General features: G+C 68.0%; 23 protein-coding genes and 1 tRNA gene. 13 read left to right on the forward strand and 11 right to left on the reverse strand.

Going from position 1 to position 23,738, the window contains the following annotated elements; all coding sequences use genetic code 11:
• Nucleotides 1-69 precede the first annotated feature (69 nt).
• From Q0579_RS07895 to Q0579_RS07905, 3 genes are read left to right on the forward strand one after another with little or no spacing between them, the layout of a single operon-like run.
• Nucleotides 70-1,350, forward strand: a complete 1,281-nt coding sequence (locus Q0579_RS07895) for an MFS transporter (protein WP_298810896.1) — start codon at nucleotides 70-72, stop codon at nucleotides 1,348-1,350.
• Nucleotides 1,347-2,267 carry a cysteine synthase A gene (gene cysK / locus Q0579_RS07900; protein ID WP_298810899.1) on the forward strand — a complete coding sequence of 307 codons (921 nt, stop codon included), beginning with the start codon at nucleotides 1,347-1,349 and terminating at the stop codon, nucleotides 2,265-2,267. The genes Q0579_RS07895 and cysK overlap by 4 nt, the downstream gene beginning before the upstream one ends.
• Nucleotides 2,264-3,652: a cell wall hydrolase gene (locus tag Q0579_RS07905; protein WP_298810902.1), complete on the forward strand. Its 1,389-nt coding sequence runs from the start codon at nucleotides 2,264-2,266 to the stop codon at nucleotides 3,650-3,652. The genes cysK and Q0579_RS07905 overlap by 4 nt, the downstream gene beginning before the upstream one ends.
• Before the next feature lie 27 nt (nucleotides 3,653-3,679).
• Here the strand turns inward: Q0579_RS07905 and Q0579_RS07910 are convergent, their stop codons facing one another.
• Genes Q0579_RS07910 through hisI form a run of 4 tightly spaced genes read right to left on the reverse strand, consistent with a single transcriptional unit; the run spans nucleotide 3,680 to nucleotide 6,780 of the window.
• Nucleotides 3,680-5,482, reverse strand: coding sequence for an acyl-CoA dehydrogenase C-terminal domain-containing protein (locus Q0579_RS07910; protein ID WP_298810905.1), 1,803 nt, complete (start codon nucleotides 5,480-5,482; stop codon nucleotides 3,680-3,682).
• Between the two features lies 1 nt (nucleotide 5,483).
• A complete protein-coding gene (locus Q0579_RS07915; RefSeq protein ID WP_298810908.1) occupies nucleotides 5,484-5,903 on the reverse strand; it encodes a MerR family DNA-binding transcriptional regulator in 420 nt (139 codons plus the stop codon).
• Between the two features lie 32 nt (nucleotides 5,904-5,935).
• Nucleotides 5,936-6,427: a hypothetical protein gene (locus Q0579_RS07920; protein ID WP_298810909.1), complete on the reverse strand. Its 492-nt coding sequence runs from the start codon at nucleotides 6,425-6,427 to the stop codon at nucleotides 5,936-5,938.
• Complete coding sequence (gene hisI / locus Q0579_RS07925) at nucleotides 6,424-6,780, reverse strand: phosphoribosyl-AMP cyclohydrolase (protein WP_298810912.1); 357 nt, start codon at nucleotides 6,778-6,780, stop codon at nucleotides 6,424-6,426. Before hisI ends, Q0579_RS07920 begins: the two co-directional genes overlap by 4 nt.
• 137 nt (nucleotides 6,781-6,917) lie before the next feature.
• Here hisI and purF point away from each other — a divergent pair, with 137 nt between their 5' ends.
• Together purF and Q0579_RS07935 are read left to right on the forward strand one after the other, a co-directional pair.
• On the forward strand, nucleotides 6,918-8,375 hold the full coding sequence (gene purF, locus Q0579_RS07930) for an amidophosphoribosyltransferase (protein WP_298810913.1): 1,458 nt from the start codon (nucleotides 6,918-6,920) through the stop codon (nucleotides 8,373-8,375).
• A 1-nt stretch (nucleotide 8,376) separates the two neighbouring features.
• Complete coding sequence (locus Q0579_RS07935; RefSeq protein ID WP_298810915.1) at nucleotides 8,377-9,087, forward strand: SDR family NAD(P)-dependent oxidoreductase; 711 nt, start codon at nucleotides 8,377-8,379, stop codon at nucleotides 9,085-9,087.
• Between the two features lie 3 nt (nucleotides 9,088-9,090).
• On the opposite strand, the gene Q0579_RS07940 is transcribed toward Q0579_RS07935, so the two are convergent.
• Genes Q0579_RS07940 through Q0579_RS07950 form a run of 3 tightly spaced genes read right to left on the reverse strand, consistent with a single transcriptional unit; the run spans nucleotide 9,091 to nucleotide 12,626 of the window.
• Complete coding sequence (locus tag Q0579_RS07940; RefSeq protein ID WP_298810917.1) at nucleotides 9,091-10,314, reverse strand: cyclopropane-fatty-acyl-phospholipid synthase family protein; 1,224 nt, start codon at nucleotides 10,312-10,314, stop codon at nucleotides 9,091-9,093.
• A 12-nt stretch (nucleotides 10,315-10,326) separates the two neighbouring features.
• On the reverse strand, nucleotides 10,327-11,679 hold the full coding sequence (locus tag Q0579_RS07945; RefSeq protein WP_298810919.1) for a deoxyribodipyrimidine photo-lyase: 1,353 nt from the start codon (nucleotides 11,677-11,679) through the stop codon (nucleotides 10,327-10,329).
• A complete protein-coding gene (locus Q0579_RS07950) occupies nucleotides 11,676-12,626 on the reverse strand; it encodes a histone deacetylase (RefSeq protein ID WP_298811412.1) in 951 nt (316 codons plus the stop codon). The genes Q0579_RS07945 and Q0579_RS07950 overlap by 4 nt, the downstream gene beginning before the upstream one ends.
• Nucleotides 12,627-12,685: 59 nt before the next feature.
• Here Q0579_RS07950 and Q0579_RS07955 point away from each other — a divergent pair, with 59 nt between their 5' ends.
• From Q0579_RS07955 to Q0579_RS07985, 7 genes are all read left to right on the forward strand, one after another.
• Nucleotides 12,686-13,696 carry an alpha/beta hydrolase gene (locus Q0579_RS07955; RefSeq protein ID WP_298810921.1) on the forward strand — a complete coding sequence of 337 codons (1,011 nt, stop codon included), beginning with the start codon at nucleotides 12,686-12,688 and terminating at the stop codon, nucleotides 13,694-13,696.
• 64 nt (nucleotides 13,697-13,760) lie between these two features.
• Nucleotides 13,761-14,240, forward strand: coding sequence for an RNA pyrophosphohydrolase (locus Q0579_RS07960; protein WP_298810923.1), 480 nt, complete (start codon nucleotides 13,761-13,763; stop codon nucleotides 14,238-14,240).
• Nucleotides 14,241-14,313: 73 nt separating this feature from the next.
• Entirely contained in the window at nucleotides 14,314-15,204 is an 891-nt protein-coding gene (locus tag Q0579_RS07965) for a DUF481 domain-containing protein (protein WP_298810925.1), read from the forward strand.
• Between the two features lie 110 nt (nucleotides 15,205-15,314).
• Nucleotides 15,315-16,517 (forward strand): hydrolase, encoded by a 1,203-nt coding sequence (locus Q0579_RS07970; RefSeq protein WP_298810928.1) that lies wholly within the window; start codon nucleotides 15,315-15,317, stop codon nucleotides 16,515-16,517.
• A complete protein-coding gene (locus Q0579_RS07975; RefSeq protein ID WP_298810931.1) occupies nucleotides 16,514-17,530 on the forward strand; it encodes an arginine N-succinyltransferase in 1,017 nt (338 codons plus the stop codon). The genes Q0579_RS07970 and Q0579_RS07975 overlap by 4 nt, the downstream gene beginning before the upstream one ends.
• 5 nt (nucleotides 17,531-17,535) lie before the next feature.
• Nucleotides 17,536-18,786: an N-succinylarginine dihydrolase gene (locus Q0579_RS07980; protein ID WP_298810935.1), complete on the forward strand. Its 1,251-nt coding sequence runs from the start codon at nucleotides 17,536-17,538 to the stop codon at nucleotides 18,784-18,786.
• Between the two features lie 65 nt (nucleotides 18,787-18,851).
• On the forward strand, nucleotides 18,852-19,070 hold the full coding sequence (locus Q0579_RS07985; protein ID WP_298810938.1) for a hypothetical protein: 219 nt from the start codon (nucleotides 18,852-18,854) through the stop codon (nucleotides 19,068-19,070).
• 128 nt (nucleotides 19,071-19,198) lie between these two features.
• Here Q0579_RS07985 and Q0579_RS07990 read toward each other — a convergent pair.
• A tRNA-Arg gene (locus Q0579_RS07990) sits at nucleotides 19,199-19,275 on the reverse strand.
• A gap of 84 nt (nucleotides 19,276-19,359) precedes the next feature.
• Between Q0579_RS07990 and Q0579_RS07995 the strand changes: the two genes are divergently transcribed.
• Nucleotides 19,360-19,875 carry a hypothetical protein gene (locus Q0579_RS07995; protein ID WP_298810941.1) on the forward strand — a complete coding sequence of 172 codons (516 nt, stop codon included), beginning with the start codon at nucleotides 19,360-19,362 and terminating at the stop codon, nucleotides 19,873-19,875.
• A 4-nt stretch (nucleotides 19,876-19,879) separates the two neighbouring features.
• On the opposite strand, the gene Q0579_RS08000 is transcribed toward Q0579_RS07995, so the two are convergent.
• The 3 genes from Q0579_RS08000 to hemB all read right to left on the reverse strand — a co-directional run bounded on the left by Q0579_RS08000 (nucleotide 19,880) and on the right by hemB (nucleotide 23,702).
• The gene (locus tag Q0579_RS08000) at nucleotides 19,880-22,081 is read right to left on the reverse strand and encodes a fused MFS/spermidine synthase (protein ID WP_298810944.1); all 2,202 of its coding nucleotides are present in this window, start codon (nucleotides 22,079-22,081) and stop codon (nucleotides 19,880-19,882) included.
• Between the two features lie 95 nt (nucleotides 22,082-22,176).
• Nucleotides 22,177-22,701 carry a GNAT family N-acetyltransferase gene (locus Q0579_RS08005; protein ID WP_298810947.1) on the reverse strand — a complete coding sequence of 175 codons (525 nt, stop codon included), beginning with the start codon at nucleotides 22,699-22,701 and terminating at the stop codon, nucleotides 22,177-22,179.
• Nucleotides 22,702-22,709: 8 nt separating this feature from the next.
• Entirely contained in the window at nucleotides 22,710-23,702 is a 993-nt protein-coding gene (gene hemB / locus Q0579_RS08010; RefSeq protein ID WP_298811413.1) for a porphobilinogen synthase, read from the reverse strand.
• Nucleotides 23,703-23,738: the final 36 nt, after the last annotated feature.

The raw sequence follows: 23,738 nt of genomic DNA on the forward strand, positions 1-23,738 counted from the left end.
CGTGAGCCGGCGTGAGTGCCAGCCTCAGCAGTTGCCTCGCGCTGCACCCCCGCCTAAGCCGCTCGCCAGATGGAACAGACCGTGCACCCGCTGCGCATCGCCAATTTCCGCGCCTATTGGCTGTCGCGTTTTGCCGGCACCATCGCGATCAGCGCGCAGGCGATCATCATCGGCTGGCAAGTGTACGGCATCGCGCGCCAGACGATGGACGTGCAGGAGGCCGCCTTCCTGCTCGGCATGATCGGGCTGGTGCAGTTCGTGCCGTTGTTCCTGCTCACCCCGCTCGTCGGGCTGGTCGCCGACAGCGTCGACCGACGCTGGATCGTGCGCGCGACCACCGCATTGCTGTGCACCGTCGCGGCGACGCTCGGCTACCTGACCTATACCAATACGCTGACGCTGCCCGCGCTGTTCGGCGCGGCGGTGCTGGTGGGGGTCGCGCGCGCCTTCTCCGGCCCGGCCTATTCCGCGCTTGCGCCCAATCTGGTGCCCAAGGAGAGCCTGCCGACCGCGATCGCGATCAGCTCGATCGCGTGGCAGACCGGCACGATCGTGGGCCCGAGCGTCGGCGGGTTCCTGTACGGGCTCCACCCCGACATCGCTTATGGTGTGGTATCGGGAATGCTGCTCGTCGCACTCGCGCTCATGTTCATGATCGGGCGCGTACCGCAGCCGCCGGCGCAGAAGGATCGCCGCCCGATGCAGCGCATCCTCGACGGCTTTCAATATGTGCGGCAGAACCGGCTGGTGCTCGCCGCGATCACGCTTGATCTCTTCGCGGTGCTGCTGGCGGGCGCGACCGCGCTGCTGCCGATCTACGCGCGCGACATCCTGCACGTCGGTGCAACGGGGCTCGGCTTTCTCGCCGCCGGCATGGGGATCGGTGCCGCGTCCACCGCGCTGTGGTTCTCGTTCAACCCGATGAAGAAGAACGTCGGCGTCAAGATGCTGGTGGCGGTGGTCGTGTTCGGGCTCGCGATCCTGACCTTTGGCATCTCGCGCTCGTTCTGGCTCAGCCTAGCCGCGCTGATCGTCGCAGGGTGCGCCGACATGGTGTCGGTGTATGTCCGTACCTCATTGATCCAGCTCCACACGCCCGATGCGATGCGCGGACGCGTCAGCGCGGTGTCGCAGCTCACCATTTCGGCGTCGAACGAACTGGGTGAGGCGGAAAGCGGCTTGCTCGCCTCGCTGCTCGGCCCCGTCGGCGCTGTGGTCGCGGGCGGCATCGGCGCCATCGCGATCACGCTTGTCTGGGCGCGGCTTTTCCCCGAACTCAAGAACGCACGGACCTTTGACCCGCCCGAGGCGCTAGAGCCCGGACCGCAGAACGGAGGCATACAGCCATGAAGGCGAACACCATTCTCGACACGATCGGCAACACCCCGCACGTCCGCGTGCAGCGGCTGTTCCCCGACAGCGAAGTGTGGATCAAGTCGGAGCGCGGCAATCCCGGCGGCTCTGTGAAGGACCGCATCGCGCTCGCCATGATCGAGGCGGCGGAGAAGTCGGGCGAGTTGAAGCCCGGCGGCACGATCATCGAGCCGACGAGCGGCAACACGGGCATCGGCCTGGCGATGGTGGCGGCGGTGAAGGGCTACAAGCTCGTCCTCGTCATGCCCGAGAGCATGTCGCTGGAGCGTCGCCGGCTGATGCTCGCTTACGGCGCGACCTTTGATCTGACCCCGCGCGAGAAGGGGATGAAGGGCGCGATCGAGCGCGCGCTGCAGCTGGTCGAGCAGACCGACAATGCGTGGATGCCGCAGCAGTTCGAGAATCCAGCCAACGTCGACGTGCACGTCCGCACAACCGCGCAGGAAATCCTGAACGACTTTCGCGACACGCCGATCGACGTCATCATCACCGGCGTCGGCACCGGCGGGCACATCACCGGCGTCGCCGAGGTGCTGAAAAAGGAATGGCCGAACCTCAAGGTATTCGCGGTTGAGCCCGCCGCCTCGCCCGTTATCGGCGGCGGTCAGCCGGGTCCGCACCCGATTCAGGGGATCGGTGCTGGCTTCATCCCGGCGAACCTGCACACGCAATTGCTCGACGGCGTGATCGAGGTCGACGCCGCGGTCGCCAAGGACATGGCGCGGCGTTCGGCACGTGAGGAAGGCATGCTGGTCGGCATCTCGTCGGGCGCGACGCTCGCCGCGATCCTGCAGAAGCTGCCCGACCTGCCCGACAACGTCCGCGTGCTCGGGTTCAACTACGACACGGGCGAGCGTTACCTGTCGGTGCCGGACTTCCTGCCCGAACAGTGAGCGGTTCCACATCGGGCGCGCAGGTCACACCGGGCCTGCGCGCGATCCTCTCGTTCGTCGCGGTCGCGGCGGTGGCCGTGCCGGCATGGGTGGTCACGCACCCGCCGGCGATCGCCGCGCGTCCGGCAGCGCTGCGCGCGCTCGCCAAGCGCACGGTCGTGCCCGCGACCGTCCTTCCTCCGGTAGAGCCGGTCGAGTTCGTCGCGCTCAGCCCGCAGGACGCGAAGGCGTTCAACGACAGCGTACCGTTCGTCACCGGCCCGAACCCGGCGGCGCGGCCGTTCCGCATCGCCGGCGACGCCGCCAGCATCGCGCGCGCGACCGACTGCCTCGCCGCGGCGCAGATCTACGAGGCGGGCAACGATCCAGAGGGGCAGCGCGCGGTCGCGCAGGTGATCCTCAACCGGTTGCGCCACCCCGCCTTCCCGAAGACCGTTTGCGGCGTGGTGTTCGAGGGGCAGGAACGCAGCACCGGCTGCCAGTTCACCTTCACCTGCGACGGCGCGTTGACCCGCTGGATCCCGACCGAGGCGATGTGGCGCGATGCACGCGCGCTGGCGGCACAGGCGCTCTCCGGCCGGGTCTACAAACCTGTCGGCTATGCGACGCATTACCATACCGACTGGGTCGTGCCTTACTGGCAGTCGAGCCTGGACAAGATCGCGGCGGTGCACAGCCACCTGTTTTTCCGCTGGGCGGGGTGGTGGGGCACGCCGCCGGCGTTCAACCGCACCGTCGCCTCGGTCGAGCCGAGCATCGCCAAGCTTGCGACCATTTCCGACGCGCACCGCGACGGCGGGGTAGTGGACGAAACGGAGGAAGCGCTCGCGGCGGTGCTGCCGCTGTTCGCCGATCTGCCCGGCGACGCGCCGATCGCGCCCGGCGTGTTGCCGCTCGCGCAACCGACCGCGTTGAAGCCGCTGGCCGAAGCGCCAGACACGTTCCTGGTCGTCATCGACCCGCGCCAGCCCGACGCGCTGCCGGCGCTCGCGCAGCGTGCCTGCGGCGAACGGCTTCGCTGCAAGCTGATGGGCTGGAGCGATGCGCGGCTGGTACCCGCGGGGATGACGATGTCGCCGCAGCAATATACGTCGATGGGGTTCAGCTATCTGCGCGATCGCAGCAACGGGTTCGACCGCGTGCTTTGGAATTGCGGGCAGTTCAAGCGCGCTGACACGGCGCAGTGCATGCGCGGACGCGGATCGATGACCGCGGTGCCCGTCACGGGTTCCGCACCGCCGCCTGCGACGCCCGCGACTACGCGCGGACCTGCTGCACTGCACGGCGTTCGCCGCGCAGCGCCCGCGGCTGCCACGCCGACCGAGGCAAAGCCCGCTGCGAGCGGCGATCAGGCCGGTGAGGCGGGTACGACCGCCGGCGAGTGACGCGCACCCGCCGGCGGTCACGTCGGGTCACGCGGCGGCGAACATCTCGACCGGCAGCGCCATGACCGCGTCGGCGCCGCCCTCGATCTTGCGACGCAGCGCACCCGCTTCGGGCAGCACGCGCTCGGCGAAATAGCGCGCGGTCACCAGCTTGGCGTCGAGGAACGCCGCATCGCCCTCGCCCGCCGCCTTGAGGCGCGCCGCCGCGGAGGCCATGCGCAGCCACATCAGCCCGACCGCGACGATGCCGACCAGGTGCATGTACGGCACCGCGCCCGCGCCAATGTTGTTGGGGTTCTTCATGCCGTTCGCCATGAACCACATCGTCGCGCCCTGCAGCTCGCCCGCGGCCTTCTCCAGCCGGGCCGCGAAGTCGGCGGTGGCGTCGTCCTGCTTGGCCGCGGCGATCTCCTCGGTCACCATCTTGCCGAACGCCATCACCGCGCGGCCGCCGTTCTGCGCCAGCTTGCGCCCGGCCAGATCCATCGCCTGCACGCCGTTGGTGCCTTCGTAGATCTGCGCGATGCGGGCGTCGCGAACATACTGCTCCATCCCCCATTCCTGGATGTAGCCGTGCCCGCCGTAGACCTGCTGCGCGTTGGTCGCGATTTCGTAGCCCTTGTCGGTGCCGACGCCCTTGATGACGGGGGTGAGCAGACCGATCAGGTCGCCGGCGAGCTGACGCTCCTCCTCGCTCCCGGCATTGTGCTCGAGATCGACCTGGAGCGCGCCCCACAGGCAGAGCGCGCGCAGCCCCTCGATCCACGCCTTCGCATCCATCAACATGCGGCGAACATCGGGATGGACGAACAGCGTGTCGGCCTTCTCGTTCGGCTCCGCCGGGCCGGTCAGCGCACGACCCTGGCGGCGGTCCTTCGCATATTGCACCGCATTCTGGTACGCGGTTTCCGCAACGCCCAGCCCCTGCAAGCCGACGCCGAGCCGCGCCGCGTTCATCATGATGAACATCGCGGCGAGACCCTTCATCTCCTCACCGACCAGCCAGCCGGTCGCGCCGTCATAGTTCATCACGCAGGTGGCGTTGCCGTGGATGCCCATCTTGTGCTCGATCGAGCCGCACGACACCGCATTGCGCTCACCCAGCGAGCCGTCGTCGTTGACCAGCACCTTGGGCACCACGAACAGCGAGATACCCTTCGACGTGTCGGGCGCGCCCGGCGTCTTGGCGAGCACGAGGTGGATGATGTTGTCGGTCAGGTCGTGCTCACCCGCCGAGATGAAAATCTTGGTGCCGGTGATCGCGTAGCTGCCGTCCGCTTGCGGCTCGGCGCGGGTGCGGATGAGCCCGAGGTCGGTGCCGCACTGCGGCTCGGTCAGGTTCATGGTGCCGCCCCACTCGCCCGAGATCATGCGCGGCAGATACTTCTCCTGCTGCTCAGGGCTGCCCTTCACCACCAGCGCGGCGATCGCGCCGTGCGCGAGGCCGGGGTACATCGCGAACGCCATGTTGGCACTGATCATATATTCCTGAAACGCGGTCGAGACGACGTGCGGCATGCCCTGCCCGCCGAACGCCTCGGGTGCGCTGAGCGTGCCCCAGCCCGATTCAACGAACTTGTTGTACGCGTCCTTGAACCCCTTGGGCGTGGTGACCGAGCCGTCCTCGTGCCGGGTGCAGCCTTCAAGGTCGCCCGACTGGTTGAGCGGGAACAGCACCTCGGCGACGAAGCGGCCACCTTCCTCCAGCACCGCGTCGACGGTGTCGGGGGTCGCGGCGGCGAACCCGGCCACGTTGGCGTAGCGATCGAGCCCGACGACGTGTTCGAGCACGAAGCGCGTGTCGCGGACGGGGGGCGTATATTGCGGCATGTCAGGCTTCCTTGGTCGGGTTTGATGTTTCGATGACGCCGATGAATTCCTCCAGTTCGAGGATCGCGGCGTCGATGTCGGTGCGTTGTGCCTGGAGCGTCGCGATGCGTTCGCGGCAGCGCTCGATCGTGATCGCGCGTTGCGCGCGGCGGCCGTCGCCCAGATCGTAGAGGTCGATCATCTGGCGGATGTCGGCAAGGCTGAACCCGACGCGCTTGCCGCGCAGGATCCAGGCGAGCCGCGCGCGGTCGCGCTGCGAGTAGATGCGCGCGAGGCCACGACGTTCGGGGCTGATCAGCCCCTCGTCCTCGTAGAAGCGCAGCGCGCGCGGGGTGATGCCGAACTCGGTCGAGAGGTCGGAGATGCTGAAATGCTCGCGATCATCGCGCGGCGGAACGACAGCGTAGGCGACAGCGCTCATGCACCGCCGTTTACCTTACCCTTACGTGAACGTCAACCTGCGCAGAGCGGGCTACCGTCCGATCCGATAGCGCGCGTCGCCTCCGATACGCTGTCGCTCAGCCGCGCGGCCGCGAGCGCGGCGAGCGTCGCACGACCCTCGCACATCGTGTCGCACGCAGCAGGCAGCACGGCTGGAAACGCGATCGTGTCGCCGTCGAGCGAGGCGACGAACTCGCAGCCCTCCCCCATCCGCACGTCGAGCTTGTCGCGTCCGCGCGCAGTACCGCGTGCCGTGCAGCGCTGCTGTTCGCCCAGATCGATCGAGGCGCCGATGCGGTAGCGATCGCCGTCTTGCGGCACGAGGCAGACCTTGTCCTCGCCGCTGGCGTAGACGCCGGTCGGAATGATGCGGGCGGGATCGGGCACCATCCCGCTCGCCCGCGCGGTGCGCTCGAGCGCGGCTCCGGCTCCGCCCTCGTCCGGAACGGAAGACTGTTCGCCGCACGCGGCCAGAAGCAGCGCGAGTGCGAGCGTGCGCTTCATCCGACCCGCTCCAGCGTGTCGCCGTTGACGCGGCGGTAAAAGCAGCTCGTCGCGCCGGTGTGGCAGGCGGGGCCGGCGGCGTCGACGATCAGCCACAGCGCGTCCTGATCGCAGTCGACCCGCATCTCGATCACGCGCAGCACGTTGCCCGACGTCTCGCCCTTTTTCCACAAGCGAGCACGACTGCGCGACCAGAAGGTCGCCTCGCCGCTCGCCTTTGTGGCGGCGATCGCGTCGGCGTTCATGTGCGCGACCATCAACAGCGCGCCGGCGCGGTCGCTGACCACGGCGGTGACGAGCCCGTTCGCGTCGAATTTGGGTTGAAAGGTGCTGCCTTGTTCGCGGTCGTCCATGCCGTGGCTGGTAGCGGAGTTCGCCGTCGCGCAACAGACCGCGCCGGTCGCCCAGGCGCACGCAGGATGACAATCGCGCGACAGTCGCTATATGCGGCCCGGCATCACGCGAGCCCCCCAACGCGAGCTTCGGCCCCATGCTGACCACCCATCCGTTCGACAACGACCATCTGCACGAGGAGTGCGGCATCTTTGGCGTGTCGCAGACCGAGGGCGCCGCGGCGCTGGTCGCGCTCGGCCTCCACGCGCTGCAGCACCGTGGACAGGAAGCAGCGGGGATCACGACGTTCGACGGCGCGATGTTCCACACGCACCGCGCGATGGGTCACGTCGCGGGCAATTTCGACCGTGACGACGTGATTCGCTCGCTGCCGGGCGAGGTCGCGTGCGGGCACGTGCGCTATTCGACGACGGGCGAGACCGCGCTGCGCAACGTCCAGCCGCTCTATGCCGAACTGTCGTCGGGCGGTTTCGCGGTCGCGCACAACGGCAATCTGTCGAATGCGATGAAGCTGCGGCGCGAGTTGGTGCGGCGCGGGTCGATCTTCCAGTCGACCTCCGACACCGAAACGATCATCCACCTGGTCGCGACATCGAGCTATCGCACGTTGCTCGACCGCTTCATCGACGCGTTAAAGCAGATCGAAGGCGCCTATGCGCTGATCGTGATGACGCCCGAGGGGATGATCGCGTGCCGCGACCCGTTGGGTATCCGACCGCTGGTGATGGGAAAGCTGGGCGACGCGGTGATCTTCGCCTCCGAATCGGTCGCGCTCGACGTGGTCGGGGCGGAGTTCGTGCGCGAGGTCGAACCCGGCGAGCTGGTGATCGTGCAAGGGGCAGAGACGCGTTCGGTGCGCCCGTTCGCGCCGCTGTCGCCGCGGCCCTGCATCTTCGAATGGGTGTATTTTTCGCGTCCCGATTCGATTGTCGACGACCAGTCGATCTACTCGGTCCGCAAGAACATCGGCGCGCAGCTCGCGATCGAGGCGCCGGTCGAGGCCGACCTCGTCATTCCGGTGCCCGATTCGGGCGTGCCGGCCGCGATCGGTTACGCGCAGCAGAGCGGCATTCCGTTCGAGCTCGGCATCATCCGCTCGCATTACGTCGGGCGCACCTTCATCCAGCCGGGCGACAAGGTCCGTCACCTGGGCGTGAAATTGAAGCACAACGCCAATCGCGCGCTGATCCAGGGCAAGCGCGTCGTGCTGATCGACGATTCGATCGTGCGCGGTACGACGAGCCTCAAGATCGTGCAGATGATGCGCGACGCGGGCGCGGCCGAGGTGCACATGCGGATCGCCAGCCCGCCGACGCGCCATTCGTGCTTCTACGGCGTCGACACGCCCGAGCGCGCCAAGCTGCTGGCGGCCAAGCACGACATCGGCGGCATGACCGAGTTCATCCACGCCGACAGCCTCGCCTTTGTGTCGATCGACGGGCTGTACAAGGCGCTGGGCGAGACGCACCGCGCCGACATCCGCCCGAAATATTGCGACGCGTGCTTCACCGGCGACTATCCGACCAGCCTGACCGACCATGACGATACGACCTCGGTCGACCAATTCGCGCTTCTGGCAGAACGAGTGAACTGATTTGACCAAGGGATTGGAAGGCAAGCTCGCGCTCGTGACGGGTGCGAGCCGGGGGATCGGTGCGGCGACCGCGATCGCGCTGGCGGCGGAAGGCGCGCATGTCGTCATCACCGCGCGGACCGCGAAGGATCTGGAGAGCGTCGAGGAGCGGATCTTCGACGCCGGTGGATCGGCGACGATCGCGCCGCTCGACCTGACGCAGACTGACTCGATTGCGCGTCTGGCGACCGCGGTGGCGGATCGGTGGGATGCGCTGGACGTACTGGTGCTGAACGCCGGGATGCTCGGTACGCTGGCGGCCGTGCCTGCGATCGACGCGAAGGAACTGGCGCAGGTTCTGACGCTCAACGTGTCGGCGCAGGTGGCGATGATCCAGGCGTTCGACCCCTTGCTGCGTCGGTCGGCGGGTGCGCGGGTGATCGGCGTCACCTCGTCGGTGGGGGCCAAGCCCCGCGCTTACTGGGGTGCGTACGGCGCGTCGAAGGCGGCGTTCGATACGCTGCTGGGCGCGTACGGCGATGAGATGGCCGAGGTGAGCCGCGTGCGGACCGCGATCCTCGATCCGGGTGCCACGCGGACCAAGATGCGCGCGCGCGCTTATCCGGGCGAGGACCCCGCCTCGGTCAAGCCGCCCGACACGGTTGCCGCGGCGATCGTGCGGCTGGCGATCGACGGCTTTCCCGCGGGGCACCGCGAGCGCGTGGAAGCGTGAGCCCTAGCATTTGACCAGCGTGACGTGCGCGACATGGATGCCGCCGCCGCGGAAGCCGCCCTCGCAGTACATCAGGTAGAAGCGCCACAGCCGCTGAAAGCGCGCGTCGAAGCGCGGTGGCAGGCGCCGCTCACTGGCGGCCGCGTCGAAGCAATCGCGCCAGCGCCGCAGCGTCTCGGCATAGTCGAGCCCGAATGCGTGCTGGTCGCGCCATTCGAGCCCGTTCGCCTCGGCGATTCGCCGGAAGCGCGACTCGGACAGCAGCAAGCCGCCGGGAAAGACGTAGCGCTGGATGAAGTCGACGCTGCCGGCGTAGGCCTCGAACACGTCGTCGGCGATCGAGATATATTGGATCGCCGCGCGACCGCCGGGTTTGAGGACGCGCGCGATCGTCTGGAGGTAGGCGGGCCAATATTCCTGGCCCACCGCCTCGACCATCTCGATGCTCGCCACCGCATCATAGGTGCCGGTCACGTCGCGATAGTCGGTCAGCGACACGGTGACGCCCGGTAACGCGCGCGCCGCGACATGGTCGCGCTGCTCGGTCGAGAGCGTCAGTGCGTGGACCTGCACGCCCGCAGCCGCGGCGGTGGCGGCGAACGAGCCCCAGCCGCAGCCGATCTCGAGCACGCGGTCGCCCGCCCGCGCACCCGTGCGTGCGAGCACCGCGTCGAGCTTGCGCTGCTGCGCGACGGCGAGCGGTTCCTCGGCATGCGCGAACAACGCCGACGAATAGGTCAGCGTCTCGTCGAGCCACTCGCGGTAGAAATCGTTGCCGAGGTCGTAATGCGCGGCGATGTTGCGGCGCGCGCCGCGGCGGTCGTTGCGGCGGAATGCGTGGACGACGCGGGCGGCGAGTTTCGCGCCGCGCTTGGCGCGCGCGGTGTCGCCGAGCGCGACGCGGTTGCGCATGAACAGATCAAAGATCGGAACGAGATCGGGGCTCGACCAGTCGCCAGCCTCCCACCCCTCGTACCAGCCGATCGAGCCGGCCGAGACGAGGCGCCACAAGGCGCGCCAGCGGTGTACGGCGACGATCGCGACGGGTCCGTCCTGCCGACCGCCGAGCAGCCGGTGCGTGCCGTCGGGCAGCGTCGCCTCGATCGCGCCTTCGACCAGCCCGGCATCGACGCGGTCGAGGATGCGGTGGAAGACGGGCGCGGTCAGCCCGGCGAAGCGGGAGGCACGACGGGGCTGGCGAGCCAGAGAGCGAACCGGAGCGTCCATAGGACGCGGCGGTTATCGCAACCGTGCCGCCGCCGCCAGCGCGCGTTCGCGTGCCTCGCGGTGCCCGATGATCTTGGACGGATAGGCGTCGGGCTTGCACCCGGCAGTCTCGGGGTCGTGGATCGCGGGGTCGGGCACGTCGGCGAGTTCGGGCACCCAGCGGCGGATATAGTCGCCGGCGTCGAACTTCTCCGACTGGGTCAGCGGCGCCATGATCCGCGAGAACATGTTGGCGTCGACCCCGGTCCCCGCGACCCACTGCCAATTGACCGAATTGTTGCCGTAATCGGCATCGACCAGACAGTCCCAGAACCAGCGCTCGCCCTCGCGCCAGTCGATCAGCAGATGCTTGATGAGGAAACTCGCGGTGATCATGCGCAGGCGATTGTGCATCCAGCCGCTGGTCCAGAGTTGGCGCATGCCTGCGTCGACGATGGGATAGCCGGTGCGACCCCGCTGCCACGCACGCAGGTCGGCCTTCGCGTCCTCGCCCGTACGCCACTGCAATTTGTCGTACTTGGGTCGACCGTTCTTGTCGCCATAGTCGGGCAGCGCGAGCGTCACCCCGCTGGTGAAGTCGCGCCAGGCGAGCTCCTTCTGGTATTTGACCGCGTCCTCGCCGGTGCCGACCTTGTGCCAGAGCGCACGCACCGAGATCTCGCCGAAGTGGAGGTGCGGGGACAACAGCGACGTACCTTCCTCGCCCGGCAGGTTACGCATCTGCTCGTAGCGGTCGACGCGCTTCGCGAACGCGTTCACCTTTTCCTGCGCGTCGGCTTCGCCGGGCTCACCATCGAAGTCGACCGCCCAGTCGGGTTTGGTCGGGAGCAGATCGAAGCTGGCGAGCGTCTCCGACTTCGGCCACTTCTTGGGTGCGGGGATGCTCTTTGGCGCGGGATGCGGCTTCTCGGGCGGAAGATGTTCCTGCAGCGCCTTCCAGAAGGACGAATAGATGCGAAACGGCGCGCCGCTGCCGGTCTTCACGTCCTCGATATGGACGAGGTGATTACCGTCGTGGAGGCAGAGATGGTCGCCCAGCGCCTGCTCGACCTTTCGCCACCATGGCTCGTAATGGTGCAACGCGTGGATGCGATCGGCTCCGCTCTTGTCCAGCACCTCGCGCAGCACCTGCTCGGACGCGCCGCGGCGCAGGATCAGGCGGCTTCCATGCGCGCGCAGACTCTGGTCAAGCGAGGCGAGGCTGCCGTGCAGCCACCAGCGCTGCGCGCCGCCGATCCGCCAGTCCCCGGGTGTCTCGTCATCGAGGATGTACAGCGGGATCACGTCGCCGTCCGCCACCGCGGCGAGCAGCGCCGGTTGATCGTGGAGGCGAAGGTCTTGGCGGAACCACAGGATGCTCGTCACCCCGCGACTACGCTGGCTCCGCTTTTCTGTTCCGCCCGCGCAACGTGACCCCGCCCCATCGCCTCGCCGAGCGTCAGAATGACGCGGACGTGACGCGCCGCGATCGCCATCACGTCGTCACCGTAGCCGCCGCCGACGGTGCAGGCGAGCGGTAGGCCGCGGTCGGTCGCCAGCCGCGCGATCAGGCGGTCGCGCGCGACCAGCCCCTCCTCGCTCAGCGCCAGCCGCCCGAGCCGGTCGCCCGCGAACGGATCGACGCCGCCCTGGTAAAGGATCAGGTCGGGCCGGTGCGCGTCGAGAAACCCGGACAACGTCGTCTCGAGGGTATCGAGATATTCCGCGTCGCCGACGCCATCGGCGAGCGCGACGTCGAGCGTCGATTGCGCCTTGCGCACCGGAAAGTTCTTCGCCGCGTGGATCGAGTAGGTCGCGATTTGTGGGTGGCCGGCGCAAAGCGCTGCAGTGCCGTCACCCTGGTGGACGTCGCAGTCGACGATCGCGACGCGCTCCGCCCTGCCCTCCTCGACCAGGCGGTGCGCGGCAATGGCAAGATCGTTGAACACGCAGTAACCGGCGCCGGTATCGGCCAATGCGTGGTGGCTGCCGCCCGCGGTGTTGGCCGCAAAACCGCGATCGAGCGCGAGCAGCGCGGCCAGATAGGTTCCGCCCGGCACCACCGCGGCGCGTCGCGCGACCAGCGGCGTGATCGGAAAGCCGGTGCGCCGTTCCTTCTCGCGCGGCACCTGCGCGGACAGCACCTGCGCGACGTAATCGGGATCGTGCACCGCCTCCAGCCACGCGCGCGGCATCGCCGATGGCTGGTGCCACGCCACGCGCGCTCCTTCCGCCAGCAGCAGATCGCGGATCGCACCGTTCTTGCCCCAGCGATACGTGCTGCGCGCGGGCGCCTCGGTGACGTAATCGGGATGGTGGACGACCGCGATCATGCAGCTAAGATAGGTTGCAAAGAACGACGCGCCACCGCGCGGCACACAGGAGAGCGTTTGTGACCGATACGACCATCGATCGTCCTGCCCCGACCAAGAGCGAACCCTTCGTCCGCCCGGACGTGCGCAACTTCCTCGATTACCTGAACAGCATTCCCGGGCCCAAGATGCACCAGCAGACGCCGACGGAAGCGCGTGCGGTGTTCTACGCGATGAAGGACATCGCCGATCCGCCGGTGGGCGTGCTGGCGACGATCAAGGATCTGACGATCCCGGTCGAGGGCGGCAGCATCGCCGCACGGTTGTTCGACCCGCGCGAGACCCGCGAGCCCGGCCCAATGGTGGTGTTCTTCCACGGCGGCGGCTTCGTGATCGGCAACATCGACACGCATGCGAGCTTCACCGCCGAGATGGCGCGGCAGCTCGACCTGCCGGTCGTCTCGGTCGATTACCGGCTCGCGCCCGAAGCGAAATGGCCCGCGGCGCCCGACGATTGCGAGGCGGCAGCGCGCTGGGTCGCCTCCAATCCCGCGGAGCTCGGGCGTACCGCGACCGCGCTGGTGTTGTCGGGTGACAGCGCGGGCGGCACGCTGACCATCACCACCGCGATCGCGCTGCGCGACGAGCCGGCCGACGTGCCGGTGATCGTGCAGGCGCCGATCTACCCCGCCGCCGACATGATGAAGGAATATCCGTCGTTCAGCGACTTCGCCGACGGGTATCTGCTGACGCGTGAAGGCATGATGTGGTTCGGCGAGCATTACGCGCCCGACCCGGACCACCGGAAGGCGTCGCCGATGGGCGGTTCGCTCGCCGGGCTGCCACCGGCGGTGATCGTGACGGCCAGCCTGGACCCGATCCGCGACCAGGGCCGCGCTTATGCCGCTGCGCTGATCCAGACGGGCGTGCCGGTCACCTTCCGCGAGGCGCGCGGCAACATCCACGGCTTCATCACGCTGCGTCAGGCCGTGCCGTCGAGCGCGGGGGACGTCGCGGCTTACCTGACGGCGGTAAAGGGCGCGATCGTCGAAGCGGAGGGTCAACGCGTCATGGCGCAGGCCGCGGGCTGACGATCAACGAAGCGATGCGCGTCAACGGTGGAGTCGGCGCGCGCCGGCTGGTAGGGAAGCGGGTATGACCGATCCCGCTTCGCTTCCGTACCGCCCCTGCGCGGGCGTCATGCTGATCAACCGCGACCATCACGTCTTCGTCGGGCAGCGGATCGATAACACGCTGGAAGCGTGGCAGATGCCGCAGGGCGGGATCGATCCCGGCGAGGACGCGCAGGCAGCGGCGATCCGGGAACTCGGGGAAGAAACCGGCGTGACGCCCGACAAGGTCACGCTGGTCGCCGAGGCCGCCGACGAGCTGTTCTACGATCTGCCACCCGAGCTGGTCGGCAAGGTGTGGAAGGGTAAGTACCGCGGCCAGCGCCAGCGCTGGTTCCTGTTCCGTTTCGAGGGCGAGGACAGCGACATCCGTATCGACACCGCACACCCGGAATTTCGCGCGTGGCGCTGGGCCGAGCCCGCCGACCTGCCGACGCTGATCGTTCCGTTCAAGCGCGCGCTGTACGAGGATGTGCTCGCCGCGTTCGCGGATCATCTGAACTGACGGGCGGATCGTCGCCGATCGCCGCCGCGTCGGCTTCTCTTTCCCGCTTTCCTCCGACAAGACCATTGTGCCGATGATCGCTGCGCTGCTCCTGTCCGCCGTCGCTGTCGACAACACGCCCGACACGATGGCGATACCGCCCACGATCCGCTCGATGCTCGACGCGGCGATGGCGTCGGGGGACGAGAACGCGGTCAACACGATCGTCAAATATGCGCGGCTCGCCGACCCTGCCTCCGGCGACGCGTCCTTGAAACTCGCCAGCGACTGGCGCGAGGCGCGTGCCAGGGAGCGCAACGAGCGGCTGCGCGAGGCGTCTCCGCTCGAATTGTGGACGGGGCGTATCGAAGCGGGTGGCTTCGCATCGACCGGCAACACGCAGGTGACCGGGATCACCGGCACCGCCAATCTTCAGCGCGAGAGTCTGAACTGGCGCCACAAGCTGCGGCTGCAGGCCGATTATCAGCGCAATGCCGGCGTCACCAGCCGCGAGCATTATCTCGCCGCCTACGAGCCGAACTGGAAGATCGACGACCGCCTGTACCTGTACGGCAGCGCGCAATTCGAAGCCGATCGCTTCTTCGGCTATCACGAACGCTATTCGGCATCGTCGGGGGCGGGCTATAATGCGCTGCGCTCACCGGCGCTGACGCTCGACATCGAGGTGGGACCGGCGTTCCGTTACACGAACTTCACCGATGGGCGCTTGCAGAGCAGCCCTGCGGCACGCGGCAGCGTCGATCTGAACTGGAAATTGTCGCCCGGCGTGACCGTGAAACAGAATGCGTCCGCTTACGCCGAACGGTTCAACAGCACCGTGAGCAGCAACACCGCGCTGGCTGCCAAGCTGATCGGCCCTCTGTCGGCGCAGCTTTCGTACATGGTGCAATATGAGAGTGCGCCCCCCGAGGGTCGCGTTTCGACCGATACGACCAGTCGGGCGTCGATCGTGTACAGCTTCTAACCGACACGAACCGTTCGATCCAAGCATCTGTTATTGCGCGAGAGTTAGTACGCACCGAGTGCTCCTACGCGACGGTCGCATTTGTAACTAGATCACGCTAGGCTGCGGGTGTGACGGAGAGACATGACGATCGAGCATTGACCGAGCGGATCGACGCAGCGGCGTTGCTCGCGCGGACGCAATCGTGGAGCGCGATCAACAGCGGAACGCGCAACCTGGCCGGTCTCGCCACGGTCGCGGCGCTGCTCGCCGATGACTTCTCGATCCTTCCTGGCTGCTTGTCGCTCGTCGAGGGTGACGAGGCTGAGAGCGTCGGCGCGGACGGAACGGTGACGCGGCTGACGCACGGGCGCCACCTGCGTCTGGTCGTGCGACCCAAGGCACCGATCCAGATGCTGTTCACCGGGCATATGGACACCGTCTATCCGGTCGATCACGCCTTTCAGGCGCTGACGTGGCGCGACGACAATGTGCTGAACGGACCCGGCGTCGCCGACATGAAGGGTGGATTGTCGGTACTGCTCGAAGCGCTGCGGGTGATCGAAGCATCGGGCATGCCTGACCTCGGCTACGAGGTGTTGATCAACGCCGACGAGGAAACGGGTTCCTTTTCATCCGCGCGGCTGATCGCCGATGCGGCGCGGGGCAAGCACGCTGCGCTGACCTATGAGCCGGCGCTGCCCGACGGCACGCTCGCCGGGGCGCGGGGTGGAACGGGCAATTTCTCGATCCTCGTGCGCGGGCGATCGGCGCACGCGGGGCGCAATCCCGAGGACGGTCGCAATGCGATCGTCGCGGCGAGCGAGATCGCGCTGCGACTGCACGATGCGCGCGGCCCGCGGCTCGCGGTGAACCCCGCCCGGATCGACGGCGGCGGGCCCAACAACGTCGTGCCGGACACCGCCGTCCTGCGCGTGAACTTCCGCCCGGGTGACACCGCCGAGATCGATCGCGCCCGAACGCTGATCGACACGGTGGCCGGTCAAGTCGCGGGCCGCCACGACGTGCAGGTCGAGGTCCACGGCGGCTTCAATCGCCCGCCCAAGCCGGTCGACGCGGGCGCGGCGCGGTTGTTCGCGCTGGTGAAGGACAGCGGATCGGCGCTCGGTCTCGACATCGCGTGGCGCGACACCGGTGGTGTGTGCGACGGCAACAACATTGCGGCGGCGGGCGTGCCGGTCGTCGACACGATGGGTGCGCGCGGCGGCGCGATCCACTCAGCCGACGAATTTCTGCTGGTCGACAGCCTGGCCGAACGCGCCGCTCTGTCCGCGCTGACCATCGCCCGCATTGCCGAGGGAGCCCTTCTTTGACGTTCGTTGTCCGCGCCGCCACCGAGGCCGATCTGCCGCACCTGTACGAGATGGCGAAGCTGACGGGCGGCGGCTTCACCAATTTGCCGCCCGATCGCAAAGCCTTGTCAGCCAAACTTGCGCGCAGCCGCGAGGCGTTCGCGCGTGAAGATGGTCCAGTCACCGACGAGCTGTTCGTTCTCATTCTGGAGAATACCGCGACGCGTGAGGTGCGCGGCACGTGCCAGATCTTCACCATGGTGGGGCAGCAGCACCCTTTCTACAGCTATCGCATCGGCATGCTGACGCAGCACAGCCGCGAGCTCGACCGGACGTTCCGTGCCGAGATGCTGACGCTGACGACCGATCTGGAAGGGTGCAGCGAGGTCGGCGGCCTGTTCCTCCACCCGAACGAGCGCGCTGGTGGGTTGGGGCTTTTGCTGGCACGCGCGCGCTACCTGTTCATCGCGATGCACCGCGCGCGCTTCGCGCCGCGCATCCTGGCGGAGCTGCGCGGGTTGATCGACGAGGCGGGCGGCTCGCCGTTCTGGGACGGCCTTGCCGGGCGCTTCTTCGGCATGAATTTCCAAGCCGCGGATGAGTTCAACGCGATCAACGGCCATCAATTCATCGCCGATCTGATGCCCAAGCACCCGATCTACACCGCCATGTTGTCCGACACCGCGCGCGCCGCGATCGGCAAGCCGCATCCGAGCGGTCGGGCGGCGATGCGGATGCTGGAAAACGAGGGCTTCGCGTTCGAGAATTACGTCGACATCTTCGATGGCGGCCCGACGATGACCGCGCGCACCGACGCGGTGCGCAGCATCCGCGATGCGCACCAGACGCGCGTGGTCGCGATCGACGGTGAACCCGGCGAGCAGGCGCTGGTGGCGAGCGGAACGCTTGCCGACTTCCGCTGCGCCTATGGCGAGGTGCGCGAATGCGGCGAGGGTGTGATCCTGGCGCGGTCCTGCGCCGATACGCTGGGCGTCGCCGAGGACGCGACGATCACGCACGTCGGTCGGCTGTGACGACCATGCGCGAGATCAACTTCGATGGCATCATCGGTCCGACGCACAATTATGCCGGACTAAGCCCCGGCAATCTCGCCGCGACCAGCAACGCCGGAGCCGTTGCGCATCCCCGTGCCGCAGCATTGCAAGGCATCGCGAAGATGCGGGCCAATCTGGCGCTCGGTCTGGTGCAAGGCGTGCTGCTGCCACACCGCCGGCCCGATCACCGCTGGCTGTCCGCGCTTCATACCGACTATGCCGCGGCCGACGCGCACCTGCAGGCGCGCGCGCTCTCGGCCTCAGCGATGTGGGCGGCGAATGCGGCAACGGTCTCGCCCGCGCCCGACTGCGCCGACGGACGCTGTCACCTGAGCGTCGCCAACCTCGTCACCATGCCGCACCGCAGCCACGAATGGCCCGACACGCTGGCGCAGCTTCGTATCGCCTTCGCGCACGACGCATTCCGCGTCCACGCGCCCGTCCCCGCCCCGTTCGGCGACGAGGGCGCGGCCAATCACATGCGGCTATGCGCCGCGCACGATGCGGCAGGCGTCGAGATCTTCGTGTATGGCGTCTCAGGCGGTCCTTTCCCGGCACGCCAGCATATGGAGGCGAGCCGCGCGATCGCGCGCGGGCACCGGCTCGACCCTGCACGGACGTTGTTCGTCGAGCAATCGAGCGCGGCGATCGCGGCTGGCGCGTTCCACAACGACGTTGTCGCGGTCGCGAACGAGCGGACGCTGTTCGCGCATGAACAAGCCTTCGCCGATCGCGACGGCTTCTTCACGCAACTGCGCGGGCTCATGCCCGAGGTCGAGATCGTCGAGGTGCCGGCCGACCAGGTGAGCCTGGCCGACGCGATCGGTTCCTACCTTTTCAACGCGCAACTGGTCACGGCGGCAAGCGGCGAGCAGGTGTTGATCGTGCCGCAGGAGGTACGCGACCATCCGCGCACGTGGCAGTGGCTGCGCGAGCATCTGGCCGGCAACGGGCCGATCCGCCGGGTCGAGGTGGTCGACGTACGCGAATCGATGGCGAACGGCGGCGGTCCCGCGTGCCTGCGGCTGCGCGTGGTGTGCGATCCGGACACGGTCGACCCGCGCTTCCTGGTCGACGATGCCAAGCTCGACCGGATCGCCGCGGTCGTGTCATCGCACTGGCCCGAGGCAATCGCACCCGAGCAGATCGGCGACCCAGCGCTGATCCAGCAGGTGGAGCAGGCACGCGCGGCACTGTTTCGCGCGCTCGATCTTGTCGGCTTAATTGACAGTTAACCAACAACGATAACGCCGAAATGGCGGGAAACCGCGGTTGGCGTGTATTTTGCGTAACGGCAGGTATGTGGAGCCGCATCGCACGCCTGTTCGTCATCAAGACCAAGTTCGAGGCGTTCCTCGTCATCTACGGCCTGGGCGCGGGGGCGGTTGAGCGCGGTATGCACTACCGCAGCTTGTACCCCGGCGTTCAAGGATGGCTGCTGTTCGGCGCCTGCACGATCGCGGTGTTCATGGCGGGCGCAAAGATCATCGAGGCGGTGGAGCGTAGCGCAAGCGATTAAGCGCCTGCGCCGCATGCTGGCTCGCGTCACGCCGCCGAACACCGTCGACACGAAAAAGCCGGGTCATTGCTGACCCGGCTTCGTCCATCCTCACGATGGTTTTTCCAGCCAGTTCTTCAAGAGAAGAATGGCGCGCCCGGAACGATTCGAACGTCCGACCCTCAGATTCGTAGTCTGATGCTCTATCCAGCTGAGCTACGGGCGCCCTGTGGAGGCGCGCTGATACGAGGGCTTTTTCGAGCGCGCAAGTGCGTTGCGCACTTTTCTGGAAGATTTTATCGCACCCGTCATGTCGCACCCACTTGCCCGTCCGCCGCTGCTGCTCTGCGCTGCCCTTGCCACGCTCTCGGGCTGCGCCGTGCCGGAGGGGCCCTATCCGTCGCTTGCCCCGCGCGCGGCGGAGAAGCTGGGGTTCGACGAACCGGCGGTGGCGCCGCCCGCGCCGGTCGCCCCCGATCCGGCGCTCGACGCGAAGCTGGCAAGCAACGCGCGCGACCGCGCGGCCGCGACGCAGGCGTTCGATGCGGGCGCGGCACGGGCGGAGCGGCTGGCGCGCGCGGCGCGTGGTGCCAAGGCCGGCAGCGATCGCTGGCTCGACGCGCAAACCGCGCTCGCCGAACTCGACGCGGCGCGGGCCCGGCATCAGGACGCAGTCGGCGTGTTGGAGGATCTGGCCGCGACGCGGGCGCAGGCGCTCGAGCCCGCCTACCCCGCGCTCGAACAGGCACTGACCACCGCGCGCGCCACGAGCAGTGCGCAGACGCGCCGCATCGACGCCATCGCCGCGAGGCTCGCCCCCGCCTGACGGATCAGAAGCGCAGCAGCGGCAGGATCGTCCCGTAATCGTCGCTCCACGCGGCGAAGCCGGGACGCGGGCGGATCGGACGCCAAGCGGCATCACGCGCGTGCACCGCGTCGAAGACGGTCGGATCGCGCGTCATCATCACCCAGGACGATAGACTCGCATCCTCCTCGAACGGATCGGGCGTGAAATCGAGGATTGCTGCCTGCCACCCGCGCGCCTTTGCCGCGGCCGCGACCACGGGTACGAGGTTGATGAAGCGGTTGGAGATATGCACCGCGAGCACGCCGCGCCGGTCGAGCACACGCCCGTACGTGTCGAACGCCTCCAGCGTCAGCAGATGCATCGGCACCGCATCGGACGAGAATGCATCGAGCGCGAGCACGTCGAGCGTATCGGTCGCCTGCCGTTCCAGGCTCAACCGCGCATCACCGAGCACGATCCGGGCATCGGGTGCGCAGCGGCGAAGAAAGGTGAAATGCCGCCCCTGCGCGATACGAACCATTGCCGGATCGATCTCGTAGAATCGCCAGCGCTGACCCGGTTGATGGTAGCAGGCAAGCGTGCCGGTCCCCAGCCCGACCACCCCGATCCGCGCGCCCGTGCCGTACAAGGCGGGCGCGAGCGTCATGACGCGGCCAATACCAGAACCAGGAACGTAGTACGTGGTCGGGGTACGCTCGCGCGCGGGGCTGCCGGCCTGTTGGATGCCGTGAACGGTGCTGCCATGCACCAGCACGTGGCGGCGCGGTGCGTCGTTCAGCGTGTACACGCCGAAGTAGCTGCGTATGCGCGCGCCCGGATCAAGCGACAGCGAGAGCGAGCGCATGCCGCCGAACAGCATCAACCCGCAGGCGAGCACCAGCAGGAACGGCCGGCGCGCGCCAACCGACAGGATGCCGAACAGCGCGACGACGGCGAACAACAGGGTGAAATGCGGATTAACCCCCGACGCGGCCTCTGGACCGCTGGTCAGCACGAACAGTGTCGCGAACACCAGCACGTATACCGCCATCGCGACCAGCCGCGATTTGGGTGTGAGCCAGACCCGCGCAATCTGTTGCGCGAGGAAGGTCTGCGGCATCAGCACACCGGTGGCGAGGATCAGGATCGGATATTCCCAGGTCCAGTCGAAGATGACCGGCGCGACCAGCCCGGCGAACACGCCGCCCAGCGCGCCGCCGGTCGACATGGCGAGATAGAAGCTCGTCAACTGCGCGGGCGGCGGTCGCAGCCGGTAGAGCCGCGTGTGCAGCGCGACTGAGGCCACGAACAGGACCATCAACGCGATGCCCACCGCCAGCAGCGCGGCATCGGTGAACCCGCCCATCAGGATGCCGCCGAACACGACCAGGGTGATCGGCGCATAACGCGTGATCGCGTCGGCGAGCGCGCGGTTGGCGGCGAAAGCGACCGAGAAACTGAGCAGGTAGAGCGCGAGCGGCAGCACCCATAACAGCGGCATCGCCAGCAGATCGGTGCTGATGAACGTGCTGGTGGCGAGCATCAGCCCCGAGGGCACCAGCCCCAGCACCATCCACGTCAACCAGCGCTTCGCACCCGGTGACGCGGCGTCACGCGGCGGGAGGGCGAGCGCGGGCTGCTCCGCGACCCGTGGCAGATAACGCGTGCAGGCGACGACCAGAACGACGAGCAGGATGTAGCCCGCGCTCCACAGCCAACGCTGCGCGGTGACCGGAAGCATCGGCTCGACCAGCAGCGGGAATGCGAGCAGTCCGACGAAACTGCCGATGTTCGACGCGGCATAGAGCGCGTACGGATCCTCGCCCGGCCGCGCCAGCGCGAACCAGCGCTGCACGAGCGGCGCCTGCGCCGACACGGCGAAGAACAGCGGACCGATCGAGATCGCGAACAGGTAGGGCACCCACAAGGCGGGCTCCGCACCGGGGGGAAGGATGCGATCGGCGAGCCCGATCGGCAGGAACGTCGCCGCGGCGACGAGCACCAACAGGTGCACCAGTCCCTGCCCGCGCGGGCTCAAGCGTCCGAGCAGGTGCGCATAAGCGTAGCCGCCGAGCAGCAGCGCCTGGTAAACCAGCATGGCGGAGTTCCACACCGCCGGCGCACCACCCAGCCGCGGCAGCGCGATCCGCGCGATCATCGGCTGGACGAGGAACAGCAGGAACGACCCCGTCAGGATCGTCGCGATGAACAGCCAGCGCGATCCGCGCGGGGGAACAGCAACCATGCGAGCCTTTCAGAGCCGAACCGCGGCCGGACGAGCGATCTACCTAGCTGCCGGATGGTTAACGCCGGTGAAACGTCGTGTCCCCCGTCGCTCCATCACGAACGCGCCAGCGTGTAGGTGACGATGTCGGCGAGCGGATCGTCGGCGGCGAACTGCGGATGGAGGAAGTCGAGCGCAGGCTGGTGCGACATACCGAGGCGCGCCATCATCGCGCGGCTCTTCGCATTGCGGCGCGCGGTGATCGCCACGATCCGCGCCGCCTGCGTAGTGGACCAGCCCCGGTCGAGCACCGCGCGCATCGCTTCGGACGCGTATCCTTGACGCCAGCACGATCGCGCGATCAGCCACCCCGCCTCCAGCTCGCCCGCGATCGGCGTATCGGGCGGACCAGGCTTCAACCCGCAAAAGCCGATCACCGCATCATCGGCACGCCGAACAACGGCGTAGAAGCCCAAATCGGGTCCGTAGCCGGCGTGACGCGCGAGTGTGGCGTCGCTGTCGGCGGCCGACTTGACGGGGCCGAGATCGGCCATCGTCACCGGATCAGCCCAGATCGCGTGGAGCGCCGGCCGGTCGGCATCGACGGGCGAGCGCAGGATCAGCCGCTCGGTATGGATCATGGCCGTGGTCAGCGGGCGAGCAGCCGGGCCGCGTGCAGCGCATGATAGGTCAGCACGCCCGAACACCCCGCGCGCTTGAACGCGAGCAGCGTTTCCAACACCATCGCGTCGCGGTCGGCAGCGCCGGCGGCGACCGCGGCCTCGATCATCGCATATTCGCCCGACACCTGATAGGCGAAGACCGGAACGGCGAACGCGTCCTTCACCTCGCGCACGATGTCGAGATACGGCAGGCCGGGCTTCACCATCACGCTGTCCGCACCCTCGGCAAGATCGAGCGCGACCTCGCGCAGCGCTTCCTCGCGGTTGGCCGGGTCCATCTGATAGGTCGTCTTGTCGCCCTTCAGCAGCCCGCGGCTGCCCACCGCGTCGCGGAACGGGCCGTAGAAGGCCGACGCATATTTGGCGGCATAGGCCATGATCTGGACGTTGACGTACCCGTCGCCTTCCAGCGCCTCGCGGATCAGCCCGACGCGGCCGTCCATCATGTCCGACGGCGCGATGATGTCGGCACCCGCCGCCGCCTGGTTGAGCGACTGGCCGATCAACACCTCGATGGTGCGGTCGTTCAGCACGTAGCCGTCGCGGTCGACGATCCCGTCGTGACCGTGCGCTGTATAGGGATCGAGCGCCACGTCGGTCAGCACGCCCACCTCGGGAACCGCCTGCTTGATCGCGCGGATCGCGCGGCACATCAGATTGTCGGGGTTGAGCGCCTCCGCGCCATCATCGCTGCGCCGCTCCCTTTGCGTATTGGGGAACAGCGCCAGACAGGTGATGCCGAGATCGCGCGCATCGCGCGCACGCGCGACGACCTGATCGACCGACCAGCGCGACACGCCGGGCAAGGTCGCGATCGGCTCCTCGACGCCCTCCCCCTCGGTCACGAACAACGGCCAGATCAGGTCGGCGGCGGTCAGCACGTTCTCGGCATGGAGCCGACGGCTCCACGCGCTGGCACGGGTACGACGCAGGCGAAGCGCAGGGTAAGGAGCATGCATGCGCGCGTTCTCGGTCATGGGCGAGACCAGTGCAAG

Source organism: uncultured Sphingomonas sp., from assembly GCF_936927845.1.
GTDB lineage: Bacteria > Pseudomonadota > Alphaproteobacteria > Sphingomonadales > Sphingomonadaceae > Sphingomonas.

Bases quoted from the DNA above. Each gene is read 5' to 3' on its own strand.
- Q0579_RS07895 (WP_298810896.1), top strand. From the start codon at position 70: ATGGAACAGACCGTGCACCCGCTGCGCATCGCCAATTTCCGCGCCTAT.
- cysK (WP_298810899.1), top strand. From the start codon at position 1,347: ATGAAGGCGAACACCATTCTCGACACGATCGGCAACACCCCGCACGTC.
- Q0579_RS07910 (WP_298810905.1), bottom strand. From the start codon at position 5,482: ATGCCGCAATATACGCCCCCCGTCCGCGACACGCGCTTCGTGCTCGAA.
- Q0579_RS07915 (WP_298810908.1), bottom strand. From the start codon at position 5,903: ATGAGCGCTGTCGCCTACGCTGTCGTTCCGCCGCGCGATGATCGCGAG.
- Q0579_RS07920 (WP_298810909.1), bottom strand. From the start codon at position 6,427: ATGAAGCGCACGCTCGCACTCGCGCTGCTTCTGGCCGCGTGCGGCGAA.
- hisI (WP_298810912.1), bottom strand. From the start codon at position 6,780: ATGGACGACCGCGAACAAGGCAGCACCTTTCAACCCAAATTCGACGCG.
- purF (WP_298810913.1), top strand. From the start codon at position 6,918: ATGCTGACCACCCATCCGTTCGACAACGACCATCTGCACGAGGAGTGC.
- Q0579_RS07940 (WP_298810917.1), bottom strand. From the start codon at position 10,314: ATGGACGCTCCGGTTCGCTCTCTGGCTCGCCAGCCCCGTCGTGCCTCC.
- Q0579_RS07950 (WP_298811412.1), bottom strand. From the start codon at position 12,626: ATGATCGCGGTCGTCCACCATCCCGATTACGTCACCGAGGCGCCCGCG.
- Q0579_RS07960 (WP_298810923.1), top strand. From the start codon at position 13,761: ATGACCGATCCCGCTTCGCTTCCGTACCGCCCCTGCGCGGGCGTCATG.
- Q0579_RS07965 (WP_298810925.1), top strand. From the start codon at position 14,314: ATGATCGCTGCGCTGCTCCTGTCCGCCGTCGCTGTCGACAACACGCCC.
- Q0579_RS07980 (WP_298810935.1), top strand. From the start codon at position 17,536: ATGCGCGAGATCAACTTCGATGGCATCATCGGTCCGACGCACAATTAT.
- Q0579_RS07985 (WP_298810938.1), top strand. From the start codon at position 18,852: ATGTGGAGCCGCATCGCACGCCTGTTCGTCATCAAGACCAAGTTCGAG.
- Q0579_RS07995 (WP_298810941.1), top strand. From the start codon at position 19,360: ATGTCGCACCCACTTGCCCGTCCGCCGCTGCTGCTCTGCGCTGCCCTT.
- Q0579_RS08000 (WP_298810944.1), bottom strand. From the start codon at position 22,081: ATGGTTGCTGTTCCCCCGCGCGGATCGCGCTGGCTGTTCATCGCGACG.
- Q0579_RS08005 (WP_298810947.1), bottom strand. From the start codon at position 22,701: ATGATCCATACCGAGCGGCTGATCCTGCGCTCGCCCGTCGATGCCGAC.
- hemB (WP_298811413.1), bottom strand. From the start codon at position 23,702: ATGCATGCTCCTTACCCTGCGCTTCGCCTGCGTCGTACCCGTGCCAGC.